The sequence below is a fragment of the Paenibacillus sp. GM2FR genome, assembly GCF_002803325.1.
GTDB classification, from domain to species: Bacteria; Bacillota; Bacilli; order Paenibacillales; family Paenibacillaceae; genus Paenibacillus_AQ; species Paenibacillus_AQ lautus.
Map to the genome: position 1 here is coordinate 989,658 of NZ_MKZM01000008.1, position 18,767 is coordinate 1,008,424.

Sequence of the window (18,767 nt, forward strand, 5' to 3'; positions counted from 1 at the left end):
TAAGTGGAGTTTATTAATGTTTCAATTGCCGACATAAAATTCGATATGCATAAGGTTCTAAATCGATATGCATCGTACCGTTTACCGGTTTTACAGGCTCCTCGGTCTGGGCATCAATCCAATCGGTCGTGACGATAGGATGCGATATGGTGCGTTTGGAGTCGCTGTTGTTCATCCAGACGATAAAATGCATGGTTTCGTCCGCACGCTCGTACACGATGCAAGGATCATGGAGATTCGCTTGCAGGAAACGGAAGCGCCCTTGTCTCAGCGCCTTATGTTTTTTTCGAAGCGCGATCATCCCTTGATAAAACTTATACAGCTCTTGGTTTCGTTTCTTGGGATCCCATTCCATGCATTTCCGGCAATCGGGATCTCCGTCCCCGGTCAATCCGATTTCGTCGCCATAAAAGATGCACGGCGTTCCCATGAATGTAAACAGAAATACAACGGTGAGTTTCATACGCCGGATATCTTCTCCCACACGGGTAAGCAGCCTCGGCGTATCGTGGCTGCACAGCAGATTAAAGACCACTTCGTTGGTCTGCTGCGGATATCGCATCAGGATCGAGCCGATCCGGTTGGCGAAAGTGAGCCCGTCCATGTTGCCGTTAAAGAACTCCAACACCTTATCGGCAAAAGGGTAATTCATGACGGAATCAAACTGGTCACCTTGCAGCCAGATTAAGGAGTCCGACCAGACTTCGCCCACGATATAAGCCTCAGGGTTGGCCTTCTTGACGACTTGTCTGAAATCCCGCCAGAAATGATGGTCAATTTCATTGGCAACGTCCAGACGCCAGCCGTCGAGATTGATCTCCTTGATCCAGTACTCGGCTACACCCAGCAAATACGCCTTAACTTCGGGATTGGCCGTATTGAATTTCGGCATATTTCCGAAAAAGCCGAAGGTATCGTAGCTGGGAATGCCATCCTTGACCTCGCAAGGAAACTGGTTCACATGAAACCATTCGGCATATCTGGATTTCTCGCCGTGCTTCAGCACGTCCTGAAAGGGAGGGAACTCTTCGCTGCAGTGATTGAAAACCGCATCGAGAATCACTCGAATGCCTTTAGCGTGACAAGTATCTACTACTTTTTTCAACAATTCATTATCGCCAAAGTGCGGATCCACCTGTTTATAATCAACCGTGTCATATTTATGATTGGAGGGGGAGAGGAAGAGCGGAGTAAAATAAATGGCGTTAATGCCCAGGTCAACGAGATCATCCAGATGATCCAGTACGCCCTGCAGGTCACCGCCGAAGAAATTATCCACCTCCGGCTTGCCGCCCCAGGCCTCGGTTTCTTCAGGATTGGTGGCAGGGTTTCCGTTAGCAAAGCGCTCCGTCATAATTTGATAAAACACGGCTTCTTTAGCCCATTCCGGTACTTTGAATACATCGACTTCATGTATGTACGGGAATTCAAAGTAACCTGCAGGCGGATAAGGATAGTCCCATCCGATTCCGCTGTCCACCATATAAACCGTCTCATCTCCGGCATGAATCCGAAAGCCGTAGGACAGTCTTTTGTATTTCGGCCTGACTCCGCATTCCCAGTAATCAAACATGTCATCCGAGGCGGCCTTTTCCATGGTGATCTCGAAGTACGTACGGTCCCAATCATATTTGTCGCCGGTCATGGCCACAACAGAATCAATATCGTTTTTCTTGGTTCGGATCCGAAGATGAATGGTTTTTGTATCATATGCATAAGCCCATTTATCTCTTGGAACATGATACAGTGCTTCTAACAGCATGGTTACACCTCCTATATGAGTAAAGCTATAGCTAATTAATAACCAACTGCTGGCTTGCATGAATCATGGAGTGAAAGAGACAGCCCGGCTGGCCTTCATTTATCAAGTGCCGGGATTTTATGCGCTATTATAAGATGGGAAAGGAACGGATAGTTTATGCATCGTCGGAAAAGCGTTCACTACAGATCCTCTTCTCACTTCATGCGTGATTCTAAAGTCCTGTATGTACATTTATATGTAGGAAAAAACGAACGGCCCGTAATGCTAAAAATGACCGACTGATTTCCACAATATAGAATTTAAAAAGATTCAGCGCTCTAATTTATTTGACCAAATGGTTAAAAGAATCATGAGTAACATAATCCTAGGGGTATGATGAATTGACCATTGTATTAAAATAGTGAAATAGGCGCCATGTGCAAGTTAAAAAGCATTTGTGCTCAAATTGAAAATCCATGAATTTTAATTGCATATTCATGCATCCTGTTTTATAATGACTCAGTTGCATTTTTTCTATGATTGAATCTATTTGTAATAGTTAGGGGAGAAACGAGACATATGAAACGTAAATTTACAGCGTGGATGACCCTATTCATGGTGGTCGTGCTATCTTTTGGCAGTATCGTCCATGCGGAGGGTGAGAAGAAAACGGTGATTCTCGGCACGAGTGCCGATTATGCACCTTATGAGTTCCATAAAACGATAGATGGCGTGGATACCATCGTCGGATTTGATATCGATATTGCGAAGGAAATCGCCAAGGATCTTGGTGCCGAGCTCATAATTAAGGACACCTCCTTTGATGCGCTCTTGCCGGAGCTGACGAGCGGCCGCGTGGATTTCGTTATATCGGGCATGAATCCGACGGAAGAGCGCCGAAAAAGCATTGATTTCTCCGAGCCATATTATGCTGCGGAACAATCGGTTGTCGTTCGTAAGGAAGATGCACTCAAGTTCAACACGCTTGAAAGCCTGGAGGGAGCCCGGATCGGGGTTCAGAAGAGCTCCATTCAGGAGTCCATTGCAAAGACCATCCCGAAAGCCAATGTAGTATCACTGGATAAAATCCCGGACTTGCTGCTGCAGCTGGAATCCGAGCGCGTGGATGTTGTTCTCGCCGAGTATCCGATCGCGAAGACCAATATGAATGAAGCGACCATGGTGATCACGGACGCCAAACCAACGGCTGAGAACGATGCCTATGCCATCGGGGTTCGCAAAGGGAACGAAGAGCTGCTCAAGAGCATTAATGCTACACTCGAGCGCTTGAAGGAAAATGACCAGATCCAGAAGTTTGTCGACGAGGCCAGTGACCTGGCTGCCGGTCGTAAGGCAGAGAATCTGAACACATTTGAATTTTTCTGGAAATATCGCGATTATTATGCGAAGGGAATCCAGTTTACGCTGCTTATTTCGGCCCTTGGTGTGTTTTTCGGCTTCATTCTCGGATTGATTATCGCTTTAATGCGGATGTCGGGTGTTAAAATCCTTAAGTTTTTGGCTACCGCTTATATTGAGATCATCCGTGGTACCCCGATGCTGGTCCAGTTGTTTATTATCCATTACAGCTTGGCGGCGTTTGATATTAAATTCTCACCGATCCAGTCGGGTATTTTGACGCTTTCTATCAACAGCGCTGCCTATCTGGCTGAAATATTCCGTGCCGGCATTCAAGGCGTGGACCGCGGTCAATTGGAGGCTGCACGCTCTCTCGGAATGACCAAAGGCAAAGCGATGCGCCACATTATTTTGCCGCAAGCGTTAAAAGGCGTTTTGCCTGCCATCGGCAATGAGTTTGTTGTCATCATCAAGGAATCCTCCATCGTCTCCTTCATCGGTGTGGTGGACATTATGTATCAAGCTCAGATTTTGCGCGGCATGACGTTTGCGGCATTGAATCCGCTGCTTGTGGCTGCCCTGATCTACTTTATACTGACATTCGTTCTTTCGAAGCTTCTGGGTGTCTGGGAAAGGAAGTTGAGTGCAAGTGATAACCGTTAAGGATCTTCATAAATCGTTTGGCAAGCTGGACATATTGAAAGGCATTAACATCGAGATTGCAAAAGGAGAAGTGGTGGTTGTCATCGGACCGAGCGGCTCCGGTAAAAGTACCTTCTTACGATGTCTCAATTTGCTTGAAGTGCCGACCAGCGGCGAAATTTCGTTCGAGGGTGAGCTGATCACCGCCAAGAATCACAATATCAATGCTACCCGTGAGAAAATGGGCATGGTATTTCAGCAGTTTAACCTGTTTCCTCACAAGAAGGTCATTGATAATATTACGCTCGCTCCCATTCAGGTGAAGGGCGTCTCGGCGAAGGAAGCCGAGGCGACTGCAGACGAGCTGCTGAAGTCAGTTGGCCTGCAGGACAAGAAGGAGGCGTATCCTTCCCAGCTGTCCGGAGGACAGAAGCAGAGAATTGCCATAGCGAGAGCGCTCGCGATGCAGCCGCATGTCATGCTGTTTGACGAACCGACCTCCGCACTGGACCCGGAGATGGTTGGTGAGGTATTGGAAGTGATGAAGAAGCTTGCCGAGGGCGGTATGACGATGGTCATCGTCACCCATGAGATGGGCTTTGCTCGGGAAGTGGGAGATCGGATCCTGTTCATGGATGGCGGTAAAATCGTTGAGGAAGGCAAGCCGGACCAGCTGTTTGGCCATCCGACTCATCCTCGTACGCAAGAGTTTTTAAGTAAGGTTTTGTAACTTTTATATCTGCATTGTAACAAACCAAAACAGCGCCATACCTGATTGTTTCAGGAATTGGCGCTGTTTTTGCTGTTTATTGGTAACAATTGCTTGCAGTATAGGTTACAAAATTGTGATATATTCATGTTCGTTGACATACTACATCCGAATGACCAAGTTACATATAAGGAGGCATCTTTAGATGTTACAACAAATGAAATCATGGACTAAAAATCGTGGACTTAACCATAAGATCGCTGGAAAAACTGCAAAATGGTTTACCATTACAGCCGTTGCCCTTGGCTTGACTTTTGCCGGAGGGGGACTGCAGGCGCATGCAAGCGCAGTGCATGTGGCCAAGAACGGCGATACCTTTTATTTCTTGTCCAAACAGTACGGCGTTAACATGGACAAGCTGATGAAGGCTAATCCGACGATTAAAGCAACAAATATATACCAGGGTCTGAAAATCACCATCCCCGGTTCGGTATCGATGAACTCGACGGCGTCTGCTGCACCCATCGCTCCAGCCTCCGGGTTTACGCCTACCTTGAGTGTTTCCCCTGAGAAGAACGTGGTGGAGGCATGGGGCAAGACGTTTAATTACAGCAAAACATTGTCGGTCAAGGCGACTGCTTATTCTGCTGCCGCAAGTGAGAACGGGAAATGGGGCGCCGTTGATTACTTCGGAAATTCCCTTGAGCTCGGTACCATTGCGGTGGATCCCAAGATCATTCCGCTCGGCACCAAGGTGCTTGTAACAGGACATGAGCATCCAGGACTGCCGAAAAAGGCATTTGTAGCAGAAGCTCGTGATATCGGCGGGGCTATTAAAGGGAATCGGATTGATATCTTCATTCCGGGTTCACAATCGGCCGTGAAGCAATTCGGCATTCAGGACATCAAATTGTTCATTATCGAATAATTCAATTCATCCTCATGAAATAACAATTCTAATACGGAAGACGGCTAGTCTGGAGCAAAACTCCAGTCAGCCGTCTTTTTATGTCATGCAGATTTATCTCGACTCTGATACTCCTAACATCTCCGGGAGTGTCACGAAGCTATATCCCTTACTCCGCAATTCGGCAATAATATCCGGGAGCGCTTCGATCGTTCCGGTTAGGTCCGACCCCACGCCACCTCCGGCATGTTGGAGTACGATCGAGCCTGGCCCGACCGCTGATAAAATGTTGCGCTTTACCTCTTCCTTAGGCAGTCCTTTCCAATCGAGAGAGTCGACATTCCAATTCACGACTTTGTATCCGTTTTTGCGTGCCCACTGAAGCTGCTCTTCGTTAATATCGCCATAAGGCGGACGGATTAGCCGAGGATCCACTCCGGTTAGGGATTTCAAGATCGTGTTGGTACGTTCGATTTGGCTTTTGAATTTGTCCAGGCTCAGCTTGTTCAGCTGTGCGTGATTATAAGAGTGATTGCCAATGGCATGACCTTCTTCATGGATTCGTTTCGCGAGATCGGGGTGTTTTTTGGCGCGTTCCCCCACTGCAAAGAATGTGGCTTTTACCTGATACTCTTTGAGGACGTCCAGTACTTTTCCGGTAAAACGGGGATCCGGAACATCATCAAAGGTCAGAGCGATCTGTTTGATCCGGGGTCCGCTGGAGCGAAAGGTATCCGGGTATTTTCTCAGCAATTGGCTTAAAGACGGCGCATCGTCTGAATTTTGGGTCTTATTGCGGTTGGCATGATCCATGATTTGACCGGACTCCGACATGACGGAAGTGTCCTGGGGGTGAAGTGACAAACTATGTACAGCGGACGCGTTTGCCGGGATGTCCGGCACCATAAAAAAGAATAACATGATCCACAACAGGCAGCTTCCTGCGCAGTATCGTTTGAACATCTCGATCGGCCCCCTTCGCTTTTTAATATGGTATGCCCAGTTGATCGGGCGATTATCCTCAATATGGAATGCGATGTTTTTTAGTTTTCCCGCAGAAAGGTGTATAATAACCGGTATCAGATTTTATTACATCTTGATCATTTGGATATGGAAGGAGATAATCGCTTGGCAGACTTGTTTACACCTTACAATTTCAAGAATTTGACCCTCAAGAATCGCATTGTTATGCCACCGATGTGTCAATATTCCGTTCAAGCTGAGGACGGGATTCCGAATGATTGGCATTTTGTTCATTACGTCAGCCGTGCCGTAGGAGGTACTGGCTTAATTATTGTGGAAATGACAGGTGTCCATCCTGATGGACGCATTACGAATCAGGATACGGGGATCTGGGACGACAATCAGATTCCAGCCTATCGCCGTATTGTGGAGAACGTGCATTCTTATGGAACCAAGATCGGTATCCAGCTTGGGCATGCCGGAAGAAAAGCGCAGGATGCTGAACCGTCGGTAGCCCCTTCTGCGATTCCGTTCAGCTCTCATTACAAAATGCCAAAGGTGCTTTCCGGGGCGGAAGTGGAAGAGCTCATTCAAGCCTTTAAGGAAGGCGCGCGTCGAGCTGTTGAAGCCGGGTTTGATACCGTTGAGATTCATGGCGCGCATGGTTATCTCATTCATCAGTTTCACTCGCCGCTGACGAATCAGCGCAGTGATGAATATGGTCAAGACCTTCCTCTGTTCGGCGAGCGGGTTGTTCAAGCCGTTAAGGAAGTGCTGCCTGAAGGCATGCCGATCATGATGAGGGTATCTGCAAAAGAATATGTGGACGGCGGTTACGATGTGCAATATTGTGCGGAGATCTGCAAACGTTACCGGGATGCCGGTGTCGATATCTTTCATATCTCCTCGGGGGGAGAAGGCCAGGTCGGTGCCAATGGCGGCCCGGAAGCGAAGCCCGGTTATCAGGTGGATCTGGCAGCAGAGTTCAAGCAGCTGTTAAAGGTGCCTGTTATTGCGGTAGGATTGCTGGATGATTACAATGCCGCGCAAGAGGTGATTTTGTCAGGCAAAGCGGATCTGGTGGCGATTGGCCGGGGGATGCTCCGCGATCCCTACTGGGCTGTTCATGCAGCCAAGGCGCTTGATGGCGGACAGAAAGTTCCCAAGCAATATGAACGAGGGTATTAAAATGAACAACTTCTAAAAAAATTTTGAAACGTTTTGGGATCATGGAACGTAAACAATAATCATATACCAGTATTTAAAAGTGAAAGCGAGAGGAAGAGAACGATGTCCATATTTAAAAGATTGCGCGATTTGACCATGTCCAATATTAACGCCATTATCGACAAGGCGGAAGACCCGATTAAAATGACGGACCAGTACATTCGGGATATGACGGAAGATCTTGAGGATGCCGAGAAAGCGGTAGCTTCGCAAATTGCCATCGAGAAACGCTTTAAAGCACTTTATGAAGAGCAAGCTGCGCTTGTCGAAAAACGCACACAGCAGGCTCATACCGCAGCACAAGCTCAAAACGTTGATCTTGCCCGCCGCGCGCTGGAAGAGAAGAAGGCCGCCGAGGCCAAACGTGATGAGTACAAAGCAAGCTACGATCAGAACAAACTGGCAGCCGACAATCTGCGCGGCAAGCTGGAAGAAATGCGTAAGCAGCTTACAGCGATGAAGAACAAACGTGAAACTTTGGTCGCCCGTTATAATGCAGCTAAAGCGCAAACGGAGATTAACAAAGCGATGAACGGATTCGGGTCTGACACAGCGTCTGCCGGTTTGAAACGAATGGAAGAAAAGATGCTCGCTATGGAAGCTCGTGCGGAAGCAAGCAATGAAATGTCGACACGTGAAAAATCCCTTGATGATGAGTTTGAGAACCTTGGCAAGGACAAAGTCGTTGAGGATGAGCTGGCAGCTTTGATGAAACAATACGAGAACAAGTAAAAACGGATTCAACGGTCTAACAGGTATATAGTTTAGGGGGCGAGGGAGAAACAGCAGGGCTGAATGCAGCTGTGCTTCTCCTTCGCTTTTGTTTGATAGTAGATATACATGGGGAACATCCCTTTGGACGATTGTCTTTAATTGATGCAGTCCGGGGCTTAAGGAGTTTTTCGTATGTTGAATGTGGAGGCTTAGCGATGGATTTTGATATGATCTTGCGTGTATTGCTTTGGACAGCTGTCGGTGGACTGCTGTTGTTTGTTTTGATGTTTGTGGATTCCCTGTTCACGAAATATAACGATCTTGAAGAAGTGAAAGCGGGTAATATGGCGGTAACCACAAGACTGATACTGAAGCTGTTCGCACAAGGATATATTTTATCCGTGTCGATCGGAACATCATATCATCTGCTTGAGGCGATTGTGGTATCGATCATTTCGTTTATCATATTGTTGGTTCTCGAATCGTTGACAGAGCTCATGCTGCGTAATTTCGGCAAGCTGAACCTTGATAAAGGCACCCGCGAGGGTAAGACGGGATACGGCTTGTTTGCAGGATCGCTGCATGTGGTTGGAGCGTTAATTATTACCGCTTGCCTATAGAACGCATAATGGAGATAGGGGACAGGAAAGATGAGTACGTGGAAAAGAATCAGCAACTTATTTAGTAAGCCGGAGCCGCCCAAGGTAGAGAAAAGCATGCTGCAGCTGGCTCCCGGCGATATTTGCGAAGTGTCTCTGGTCACTTATGAAGTCACGGGTCGCGTGCACAATCGCGGTCGCAATGCAGTCGTCTTAACGCTGCAGGATGGCAGCACCATTGCTTATCTTCATATCGAAGAGCGCGAGACGGTTCAGTATGCCTTGTATTCGCCGATTGATGGACGGCTGGATTCTCCGGATGAGGTACCCTCCATCATCGATTTGGACGATCATGTATTTCATTTGGAAGAGGAATACGGGGGACATGTTTCGATTACCGGTCGCACTGCGTTTACTCAAAGTGGGGAGCAGCATGTATGGCAATACCAATCGGATGATTACAAACTGCTGCGAATTGAATGGCAGAATGGACGGTTTATGTTGTATGAAGGCGAGAAAGTGATACCGGGGGACGTTCGAGTTATCCGGGCGACTTAGGAGTGGTGGCATGAAGGAACGCTCTTTTATATCTATAAAAATCATATTGGTGCTGAGTTTGTTCGTATCATTATTGAGTGGATGCGGAGCGCCGAATATCAAAGATACCTATCCGCTGGAATCCGTCAATCGAGACGGAAATGCAACGTCCTATGTGTACCGGGCAGCTGATAAAAGCGTTCCCGATGTTGCAGGCGAGCTCATGGCGGCAAACACGCCGGATCAATCGTCTCCTGAGGATAGCGAGCGGATGTTTCTGGTGTATGGGGATGAGTATTACCATTTGCAGCAGGATCCCCAGAAGCCGACCGATACGCTGATCGAAATCGATTCCAAAGAGTACGTTCAGCGCAACTATGATTCAAGTTTCCTGCAAGGCTACTTAACAGCCGTTCTGATCGGGAACTTATTTGATTCGATGGGCGGCGGAGGTTACCGCGGTTATACAAGTAAAGATGTGTATAAACCGGCACAAGGTAACTACAAGAAGCCGACAAGCCAGGATAAGAAGATCGCTCCGCCGCTGACGGTGGACCGGAGCGGTAAAATTACCCGGCGCGGTCAGGATTCTGCCGGTACCGGCGGAAGCCTGTTCCGACGAAATCCGGATACAAGCGGAGACCGCGGCACGATCAAGCGCGGCGAAAGCGGCGGAGGTTTGTTCGATTCGCCGAAGAAATCGTACAAGAAGCCGAAGACCCGAATCGGCTCCGGCAAAATTTCCCGAAGGGGACGAAGGTAATGCAAGAAGTTTCAAGCGCATGGTCTGGTGACCATGCGCTTTTTTTTGTCCAGATAAAAATTGTACACCCGATTGGTGTCTTCCTATATTGCTTATAGAGCCGGAGGCATTGAGGGGACCTGGTGCTCGGTTTGAAGATTGTTCAGAATGTAGTACAGTAAGAATGTCAGTTTTCTTTGAGTCAGAAAGTGAGGGATGCGTTGTGAAGGATAATCATTCGATATCGCCTAAGAAACAAAATCATAAATTTGATCGGCGCGCATTACAGGTAGCGGACGCGCAAGCGCTTGCCGCTTCTTATGCGGGGCTTGGTCAGGAGGAGCTCATTCGGCTGCAGGAGAGTGATGGACGTGTGCTTGCTTCCGATGTCATCGCCCCCCACCCGTTTCCGGCTTTTGCCCGTTCGGGCATGGACGGTTATGCCGTTCGATCAGCGGATTTGGCGGCATGCGATCTAGGGGAAAAGGTGTGGCTTGAGGTTGTCGACCAGATCCCGTGCGGATATGTATCTGCAATCCCGATCGAGCAAGGCAAGGCTTCCCGCATCATGACAGGCGCTCAAGTCCCTGAAGGGGCAGACGCTGTCGTTATGCTTGAAGCGACGGAGCTTCGAGTCGAAGATGATGGCCTAACCCATGTAGGCTTCAAGCGGTCCATCGAGAAGGGAAAGAATATCACTCCCCTCGGATTCGAGCTGCAGGAAGGTGATTTGATCCTCCGCCGGGGAACTCTCATCGGGCCTGGAGAAATTTCGGTTCTGGCTACCTTCGGCATACATCAGGTAGAAGTGTATCGACAGCCGGTAGTAGGGATTTTCTCAACGGGCACCGAACTATTGGACATCACCGAGCCGCTTGAACCCGGTAAAATCCGAAACAGCAATACCTATATGCTTGCATCGCAAATTCGGGAAGCCGGTGGTGTGCCGGTGATTATGGAGGCGATCCCGGACGATATCGAGCTTGCCCGCCAGAAGGTGGAGGAAGCGCTCCAGGTGTATGACATCGTGGTTACGACAGGCGGCGTTTCTGTAGGCGACTACGATATTATGGGCGAGCTGGTGACTTCCGGCGGTCTGGACATGCTGTTTAATAAAGTCACAATGCGTCCCGGAAGTGTGACAACCGCGGCTGTGAAGGAGGGTAAGCTGCTCTTCGCGCTATCGGGTAATCCGGGGGCATGTTATGTGGGCTTTCTGTTGTTTGTCAGACCTGCGATCCGAAAGATGCTTGGCATGGAGCAGTTGTTTTTAACCGAATGGACGGCAGAGTTGGGTTCGGATTACTCGAAAGTGAATAACTTTACCCGTTTCGTCCGGGGGAGCCTTGAGGTATCAAATGGAAAGCTTATAGCGACACCTGCATCCCTTGATGAATCGAGTGTTATGATCACGATCAAAGACAGTGACTGCTTAATTGTGATTCCGCCAGAGCTTCGAGGTGCGGTTAAAGGCCAAACCGTACAAGTTCTCGTTCTGCCGGGAGCCTGGACATGAAGATTTTCCAGATCTGCGGTTATAAGAACAGTGGCAAAACAACGTTGATTGCCAGCTTGATTCCACAGTTGAAACGGCACGGCATTCGGACAGCCGTCATCAAGCATGATGGCCACGGATTTGAAATGGACCACGAAGGGACCGACACGTACAAATTCCGTGAGGCGGGAGCCGAGGGGATCGCCATCGCTTCACCGGGGCGTACGGCGATGCTGATGGAAACGGAGCTGGAACTTGCGTCGTTGATCCATTTGTACAGCGATTTTGATCTGGTGCTTGTCGAAGGTTATAAGATGCAGCCTTATCCGAAGCTCGTACTGCTGCGGGGAACGGAGGACATTGGGCTGCTGGATCAAGTTGAGGAGATCAGGGGTATCGTGGTGCGTCCTGAAATGCTAAAGGAACCGACGGCCCTGCATGAGATACAGCAGCGGCTAGCGGTTCCCCTGTTTACTTGGAATGACACGGAGCGGGTCACGTCGCTGCTGCTGTCATTATAAACAAGCTGTGGTTAATCTTCAGAGCGGCGTTCAATCGCCTCGGACATGGTTTTGTCCGTTAAGTGGGCGTACACTTCGGTTGTCTCGGTAGAAGCGTGTCCCAGTTGTTCTTTGGTTTTGTAGATATCATTTTGAAGATAATAGTCGGTTGCAAACGAATGCCGCAGCTTATGCACGGTCAGGGATGGCTTGCCAAAACGCTTGGCGTATTTGATGATCATCGCCTGAATCGCCCGTTTGGTCATGCGCTGCCCTTCGTTCTGGCCGTTACGCAGTGCAACGAACAGAGCTTTTTCTTTTTTTGGCACCTTGTAGCGAGCCTGCCGAAGCTGCAGGTAATACTCAAGATCGTCTTTGGCTTGAGCACGGAAGTAGACCGGGGTTTTAAAGGTTTCGTCATTATTCCCTTTACGATAGACATGCAGCATTTTATTGTTCAGGTCGATGTCTGCAAGATTCAAATTGACCACTTCGGATACACGAAGACCGGAATTTAATATGAGGCTGGCGATACAGGCATCTCTGACTTTATTTTGTTCATGCGCATAGAGCGCCTGCTTGTTCTGCTCCACATCCAGCCCATAACCTTCGTGAATGTAAGTAATGAAATCCTGAAGCTCTTCTTCTTCCAATATTTTTCCTTTTAACTTGGCAGCCGTATCTTTGGGTTTATGAATTCGCTTAATTTCCACTTTAGCCATGATGTTACGCTTGAGAAGCGGATAAAAATCCTCATCCTCTGCAATCTGGCTTAAATAATGAAACAGGGAGCGCAGCGATGAGAGCTTGCGGGAAACCGTGATTCTCGAGTTGGTCCCTTCCCGGCGCGTAGTCAGATATAATCGATAACTGGTGATGCTGTCCATGCGCAGCGTCTCCAGCTCAAGCAGCGTCACCTCTCGGTTAGAGGTTGCTTGGGACAGCCCCTCCGACCGGAGCCAGTTAAAAAACGTTTCATAATCCCTTACATATTCGAGCAGGGTGGAGGGGGAGAGATCCGGGAGCTTGTAGTCGATAAATTGCTGTACGAACCAAGGCATGTCCGGCGATTTCTCATCGAGTCTTGCACGGTCGATATCTTTTTGTATATTCATGTTCCACCTCGAATGATTGTCTTTATAGCGATGACCTGTGTCATTAATTACTAGTGTAACATATGGAAAGTCTATCGTGCTTGAAGGTGTCAGATCACCGTGCTCACGGATCGATATTGCGCTTGTGTTTCACTATGAGCGGATACTATGATGAAGATATGAAGCATGAAAATGATAGATGATATGCCCAGGGAGGCGGCAGCATGATTTCAGAACGATCGGAACGCATGGGAATTGAGCTGGTTCCCAAGCGAAAACAAGCCGTTATCGTAAACTTGATGCAATTGTACTTATATGATTTTACCAAGTATCTGGATATTTCGGTGAATGATCAAGGGCTGTTTTTGCCCTATCCGGATCTGGATGAATTCTGGAAAAAAAGGGAACGGAAATACCCGTATCTGATTACGTTTGATCAACGGCCAGCCGGGTTTGCCTTGATCGAGCGGATGGATGACGCCGCAGAAGCGGACTATTACATGACGGAATTTTTTGTTATGCAAAAATATCGGCGTACGGGATTGGGGACTTGGGCGGCGACCTGTCTGTTCGATCAGTTCCAGGGACGCTGGAAGGTGACGCAAGTCAGCAGCAATTTGCCGGCGCAGGCTTTTTGGCGAAAAGTCATTGAATCTTATACGGGCGGACGATATGAGGAATATATTGATCCGGTTCGTCATAATCCTTCGCAATATTTCAATTCCTAACATGTTTACACGGATCGAATGAACGCTCAACGTGGATTATTGAATCTGGTTACAAAAAGATGATTAGGAGGGATTCGGATGTATTTACCGAGCTTTAATCTGGAAGGAAAAAAAGCTTTTGTAACAGGGGCGGGACGTGGAATCGGACGCGCTATTGCCGTAGGTTTGGCAGAGGCCGGATGTGATGTCGGCTTGATGTCCCGAACCAAAAGCGATTTGGAGGAGACCGCAAACTTGATCCATGGCTTGAACCAGGGTCAAGCATTTGTGCTGCCGGGTGATCTGACCATAAGGGAAGAGATCGAGGGGGCGATTCGCGAATTTGTAGATCAGACAGGACGGATCGATATACTGGTGAATAACGCCGGCATGAACATTCGTACGCCTGCGCTGGAAGTGACGGATTCGGAATGGGACTTGATTGTACAAACCAACCTGAAGTCGGCTTTTGTAGCTTCTCAAGCGGCTGCTCGATTTATGAAAGATCAGGGAAATGGCAGAATTATCAATATCTCCTCCGTAGGCGGACATACCGCCCTTCGCACAGGCGTTGTCTATGGATCAACGAAGGCGGCTCTTATCCATATGACCAAGGTGCTTGCGATGGAGTGGGCGCAGTATGGAATTCAGGTCAACTCGGTCGGACCTTGGTATTTCCGGACTCCGCTGACAGAGAAGCTCCTTAGTGATGAAGCTTATATGCAGGCCATATTGGACCGGACACCGCTTAAGCGCGTGGGAAGTCTGGAAGAAGTGGTGGGACCTGTCGTTTTCCTGGCATCCGAGGCTGCCAATTACATGACCGGGCAAACGCTGCTGGTGGATGGCGGACTTAGCATATATGGATTTTAGCAGGGGAGTATTCTTTCAAACTTAAGAAAATCGTGAAATCGGAATGATATGAAAAAAAAGCTTTCAGGTTTATTCGGATCGGGTAATGATGAATGGGATTAACAGGGAGGAGAGTGAAGGAAAATGGAACGAAGAGCATTTGGACGTACGGACATGCAGGTTAGTGTGCTGGGATTTGGCGGCGCCGAGATCGGCCAGTCGGATCAGAAGACGGTGGACCGGCTGCTGCACAGCGCTATTGATGCGGGTCTTAACATGATTGATACCGCGGAATGTTATGGCCACAGCGAGGAATTGATCGGCAAGGCATTGTCAGGTCGAAGAGATGATTATTACCTGTTTACGAAATGCGGCCACGCTTCCGGTTTGGACTATCCGGATTGGGATCCCGTGATGCTTGCGCAGAGCATTGACCGCAGCTTGAAGCGACTGCAGGTGGATCACGTCGATGTCATCCATCTTCACAGCTGCTCTGAAGAGATCCTGCGGCGGGGCGAAGTGATCGAGGTGTTACGAAGAGCTAAGGAGCAGGGCAAAACGCGGTACATCGGCTATAGCGGCGATTCAACCGATGCGCTCTATGCTCTTCAAACCGGCGTATTCGACAGCTTTGAAACTTCGTTGAACATTGCCGACCAAGAGGCAATCGATCTCACGCTTCCGCTTGCCATGCAGCAGGAAATAGGGATTATTGCCAAACGTCCGGTAGCCAATGTTGCCTGGAAGAACGAATCGCTGAGCGAACAGGATTATGCTTACCCTTATTGGGTCCGGTTAGGCGAATTGAATTACGATTTTCTCGCGGATGTTCAGCAGGGCGTTGAAACGGCATTAAGATTCACGCTGAGCACGCCGGGTGTAGCAACTGCCATCGTTGGCACGGCAAATCCGGACCGGTGGGGACAAAATGCCGCAATGCTGGAAAAAGGGCTATTGCCGGAGGAGATTTACGAGTCGATCCGCAACCGCTGGCGAGAGGTTGCCGGTAAGGATTGGGTGGGCAAGGTATAGAAATGGTCTAAGATGAGCTTGTCGAGATCTCTCGGCAGGCTCTTTTTCGCGGACAGGAGCGGGGTGTCGATATGTATTGGACCAGGTAAGATACAGCTCTAACGGAAGGGCAGTCCTTTGTATCTTTGATATGGACACGAACCACCAGTTCATATAAGGGGTTCCTTTAATAGCTGCATTCCGAAAAAGTCATCAGCGGAACAGGACAAGTCATGAACGCAACCTAACAACTTTGCGCAAGTGTCCCTATAATTTAGATCAACAACAAAAATGATACCGCTTACATCACGGGAAGCCATTTTTGTTCAAATCGAAGTAGGGACAGGAGGAATGAAGAAGAATGCGAAGACATTGGATTTCTGTCATGCTTGTATGTTTGCTTATGTTGGGAGGAATGGATCGTGTAGGTTTAACCGCCGCAGCGGATGGCGTACCGCCAAAAGAATGGAACTTTATCACGCGCAGCGGGGATCGATTGATCGATGGCGAGAAGGAGTTCCGGTTCATATCCATGAACGGCTCAAATCTCACGTATATGCCAGCTCCCGTATGGCATCGCCCTGATCCATGGGAACAGGAGGATGTATTTAGATCCTTGCAGCAAATAGGTGGCACTGTAGTCAGGCTTTATACGTTCACAATCAAAGGGGGAACCGCCAATGGGGATCAGCCAAGTCATGTAACCGGCTTAAGGCAGTATAATGAAGACTATTTTCGGGACCTGGACCATGTGCTGAGACTGGCAAATGAGTATCATATCCGCGTCATTATTCCTTTTATCGATACATGGGAGCATGTCGGAGGAATAAAACAGTTTGCAGGTTTTCGGGGGAAGACCGCCGAGGAGTTCTACACCGATCCCGAATTGAAGGAAGATTATAAACACCTGGTTAGCTATGTGCTGAACAGGACGAATACTTATACCGGCATCAAATATAAAGACGACAAAGCCATCCTTGCTTGGGAAACCGGCAATGAGTTATACCCGACGGATGCTTGGACACAGGAGATGAGTGCTTATATAAAAAGTATGGACCCTAATCACATCGTAATGGATGGACGGTACGGTATCAGTCAGGCTTCCCTTGAGGATCCCAATGTGGATATCGTATCCAATCATTATTATGAGAGCGGAGGAGCTGATTATGCGCTGCGTGCTGCTGCGGACCGAAACTTGAGTTTGGGTAAAAAAGCGTTAGTCATCGGGGAGTTTGGACAGTCGAACAGGACAAATCTGACCCGAACGGCTGATGAGGCGATCGCTAATGGTACATCCGGAGCCTTGTTATGGACGTTGAAGTCTCACAACAAGGACGGCGGCTTTTACAACAAGGAAGGTGATTTCCGTTGGCCAGGCTTTCCATCGGGTGAAACCTATGACGAAAAGGCGATTATGTCCATGATTCGCGAAAAAGCCCACGAAATCCGCGGACTGCCGGTCCCGCCGATGCCAGTACCTGACGCACCTCAGCTACTGTCGATCGAATCGGTGCTTGGCATCGCCTGGAGAGGATCTGCGGGGGCGGAATCCTATCAATTCGAAAGAGCAGAGCACCTGGATGGGCCATGGACCATCATAGGCACTCAGGTACTGGATAGTGATATTCCTTTTCGGCCTTTCCAAGATACGACGGCTGCGGAAGGAATGAATTATTATTATCGGGTAAAAGGGATGAACGGAGCCGGAATCTCGGAGCCTTCGAATGTCGTTGGCCCAATTACCGCCTCTTCAGTTCCACCGGTACCGGATCAGCCGATGTGGATACCTTTTACCTCAGTTGCTTCCATGACCTGGTACCCGGTAGAATGGGCTGAATCGTATGATATCGAACGGGCTGAAGCGCCAAATGGACCTTGGTCGGTGGTTGGGGCGGATCTCGAGGAAGCAGATCAACCGTTCAAGGATGCGTCCGCAAGCAGCGGCATACCGTACTATTACCGAATTACGGCCAAAAACACGGGCGGTGCCTCGGAGCCGTCTGAAATATTCGGACCGATAACCGTTCGCAACATAGCCCAGCTCGCAGCTTTGACTGTGGATTCAACCAACGGATCTAACGTTAAGGAATATGCCGTTGATGGAAATCTATCCACCCGCTGGTTGTCTCAAGGGCAGGAAGAGAGCCATTTTATTGAAATGGAATGGACGGTTCCGCAAAAACTCAACTACTTAAAAATTTGGAGTGGAGCCGCGAGCGGCGAACAATGGCATATCCGTGATTTTAGCGTAGATTATTGGGACGGAACCGTATGGGTGCCGGTGGCATCCGTTGTCGATAATGACATGGACGGCTTTTATGGCGAGTATAATGATATGCACTTCGAAACACTTCAAACGACAGCCTTGCGCTTAAATATAACGAAGCCTTCATGGCAAGGGATACCGGTGAATCCGAATGATAAAATCGCCAGGGTTATGGACATGGAGACAGGCTACAACGACGACACGGCACCGAAGGAAGTGAATGACGCGGCGGTAGTGGAAGGGGACGGCCAGCTGACCTTATACTGGACGGATCCGGAGGATGACGATTTCGCCCAAGTCGTCGTTTTGGAAGAAGGTGCAGCAAAAGCCGAAGCTGAAGCGGTTCATGTAGGCAAAGGCGTACAAACCGTTACAATAAACGGGCTCGTGAATGGGACGGACTACGCGTATCGAATCCGAACGGTGGATGAGGCAGGGAATAAGTCTCCTGGCGTCACGGTTTCCGGTACGCCGGAAGTCGATCGTCCGGGTAACAGCTGCCCAGGCGGCGAGAAGCCTGATAGAGGCAAGCCGAGTAACCAACAAACTAACCACGGAAGCAAACTCAAGGATAAACCGTGCAAAGATAAACCCGGGAGCGTTCATTCATAAAAGGAAAATAAGGTTCTAACGAATTTGGATGAGTGTGTTCGTTAAAGAGCTGTTTTCGCAGGTTCCTGCCTGTGAATCAGCTCTTTTTAT

General features: G+C 48.8%; 17 protein-coding genes. 14 read left to right on the forward strand and 3 right to left on the reverse strand.

The window, feature by feature from the left end:
* Positions 1-13 precede the first annotated feature (13 nt).
* The gene (locus PAEVO_RS04770) at positions 14-1,762 is read right to left on the reverse strand and encodes an alpha-glycosidase (protein WP_100536504.1); all 1,749 of its coding nucleotides are present in this window, start codon (positions 1,760-1,762) and stop codon (positions 14-16) included.
* A gap of 558 nt (positions 1,763-2,320) precedes the next feature.
* On the opposite strand from PAEVO_RS04770, the gene PAEVO_RS04775 reads away from it, so the two are divergent.
* From PAEVO_RS04775 to PAEVO_RS04785, 3 genes are all read left to right on the forward strand, one after another.
* The gene (locus PAEVO_RS04775) at positions 2,321-3,763 is read left to right on the forward strand and encodes an ABC transporter substrate-binding protein/permease (protein WP_098743311.1); all 1,443 of its coding nucleotides are present in this window, start codon (positions 2,321-2,323) and stop codon (positions 3,761-3,763) included.
* Complete coding sequence (locus tag PAEVO_RS04780; protein ID WP_165789607.1) at positions 3,750-4,472, forward strand: amino acid ABC transporter ATP-binding protein; 723 nt, start codon at positions 3,750-3,752, stop codon at positions 4,470-4,472. Before PAEVO_RS04775 ends, PAEVO_RS04780 begins: the two co-directional genes overlap by 14 nt.
* A 184-nt stretch (positions 4,473-4,656) precedes the next feature.
* Positions 4,657-5,379, forward strand: coding sequence for a 3D domain-containing protein (locus PAEVO_RS04785; protein ID WP_100536506.1), 723 nt, complete (start codon positions 4,657-4,659; stop codon positions 5,377-5,379).
* Positions 5,380-5,472: 93 nt separating this feature from the next.
* On the opposite strand, the gene PAEVO_RS04790 is transcribed toward PAEVO_RS04785, so the two are convergent.
* A complete protein-coding gene (locus PAEVO_RS04790) occupies positions 5,473-6,321 on the reverse strand; it encodes a polysaccharide deacetylase family protein (protein WP_100536507.1) in 849 nt (282 codons plus the stop codon).
* Between the two features lie 165 nt (positions 6,322-6,486).
* Between PAEVO_RS04790 and PAEVO_RS04795 the strand changes: the two genes are divergently transcribed.
* From PAEVO_RS04795 to mobB, 7 genes are all read left to right on the forward strand, one after another.
* Complete coding sequence (locus PAEVO_RS04795; RefSeq protein WP_100536508.1) at positions 6,487-7,509, forward strand: NADH:flavin oxidoreductase/NADH oxidase; 1,023 nt, start codon at positions 6,487-6,489, stop codon at positions 7,507-7,509.
* A 102-nt stretch (positions 7,510-7,611) separates the two neighbouring features.
* Positions 7,612-8,280 carry a PspA/IM30 family protein gene (locus PAEVO_RS04800; RefSeq protein ID WP_100536509.1) on the forward strand — a complete coding sequence of 223 codons (669 nt, stop codon included), beginning with the start codon at positions 7,612-7,614 and terminating at the stop codon, positions 8,278-8,280.
* Between the two features lie 197 nt (positions 8,281-8,477).
* Positions 8,478-8,882, forward strand: coding sequence for a DUF350 domain-containing protein (locus tag PAEVO_RS04805; protein ID WP_071218177.1), 405 nt, complete (start codon positions 8,478-8,480; stop codon positions 8,880-8,882).
* A 30-nt stretch (positions 8,883-8,912) separates the two neighbouring features.
* Positions 8,913-9,419, forward strand: a complete 507-nt coding sequence (locus PAEVO_RS04810) for a DUF4178 domain-containing protein (RefSeq protein WP_100536510.1) — start codon at positions 8,913-8,915, stop codon at positions 9,417-9,419.
* Between the two features lie 10 nt (positions 9,420-9,429).
* The gene (locus PAEVO_RS04815) at positions 9,430-10,161 is read left to right on the forward strand and encodes a DUF4247 domain-containing protein (RefSeq protein ID WP_100536511.1); all 732 of its coding nucleotides are present in this window, start codon (positions 9,430-9,432) and stop codon (positions 10,159-10,161) included.
* 202 nt (positions 10,162-10,363) lie between these two features.
* On the forward strand, positions 10,364-11,656 hold the full coding sequence (locus PAEVO_RS04820) for a molybdopterin molybdotransferase MoeA (protein WP_100536512.1): 1,293 nt from the start codon (positions 10,364-10,366) through the stop codon (positions 11,654-11,656).
* Positions 11,653-12,156, forward strand: a complete 504-nt coding sequence (mobB, locus tag PAEVO_RS04825) for a molybdopterin-guanine dinucleotide biosynthesis protein B (RefSeq protein ID WP_100536513.1) — start codon at positions 11,653-11,655, stop codon at positions 12,154-12,156. The genes PAEVO_RS04820 and mobB overlap by 4 nt, the downstream gene beginning before the upstream one ends.
* A gap of 11 nt (positions 12,157-12,167) precedes the next feature.
* Here the strand turns inward: mobB and xerS are convergent, their stop codons facing one another.
* On the reverse strand, positions 12,168-13,250 hold the full coding sequence (gene xerS, locus PAEVO_RS04830) for a tyrosine recombinase XerS (RefSeq protein ID WP_100536514.1): 1,083 nt from the start codon (positions 13,248-13,250) through the stop codon (positions 12,168-12,170).
* 203 nt (positions 13,251-13,453) lie between these two features.
* Between xerS and PAEVO_RS04835 the strand changes: the two genes are divergently transcribed.
* From PAEVO_RS04835 to PAEVO_RS04850, 4 genes are all read left to right on the forward strand, one after another.
* Complete coding sequence (locus PAEVO_RS04835; RefSeq protein WP_100536515.1) at positions 13,454-13,957, forward strand: GNAT family N-acetyltransferase; 504 nt, start codon at positions 13,454-13,456, stop codon at positions 13,955-13,957.
* A 78-nt stretch (positions 13,958-14,035) separates the two neighbouring features.
* Positions 14,036-14,809 (forward strand): SDR family NAD(P)-dependent oxidoreductase, encoded by a 774-nt coding sequence (locus PAEVO_RS04840; protein WP_100536516.1) that lies wholly within the window; start codon positions 14,036-14,038, stop codon positions 14,807-14,809.
* 123 nt (positions 14,810-14,932) lie between these two features.
* Positions 14,933-15,820 (forward strand): aldo/keto reductase, encoded by an 888-nt coding sequence (locus tag PAEVO_RS04845; protein WP_100536517.1) that lies wholly within the window; start codon positions 14,933-14,935, stop codon positions 15,818-15,820.
* Positions 15,821-16,160: 340 nt separating this feature from the next.
* Complete coding sequence (locus PAEVO_RS04850) at positions 16,161-18,677, forward strand: cellulase family glycosylhydrolase (protein WP_100536518.1); 2,517 nt, start codon at positions 16,161-16,163, stop codon at positions 18,675-18,677.
* The last annotated feature ends 90 nt before the right edge of the window (positions 18,678-18,767 follow it).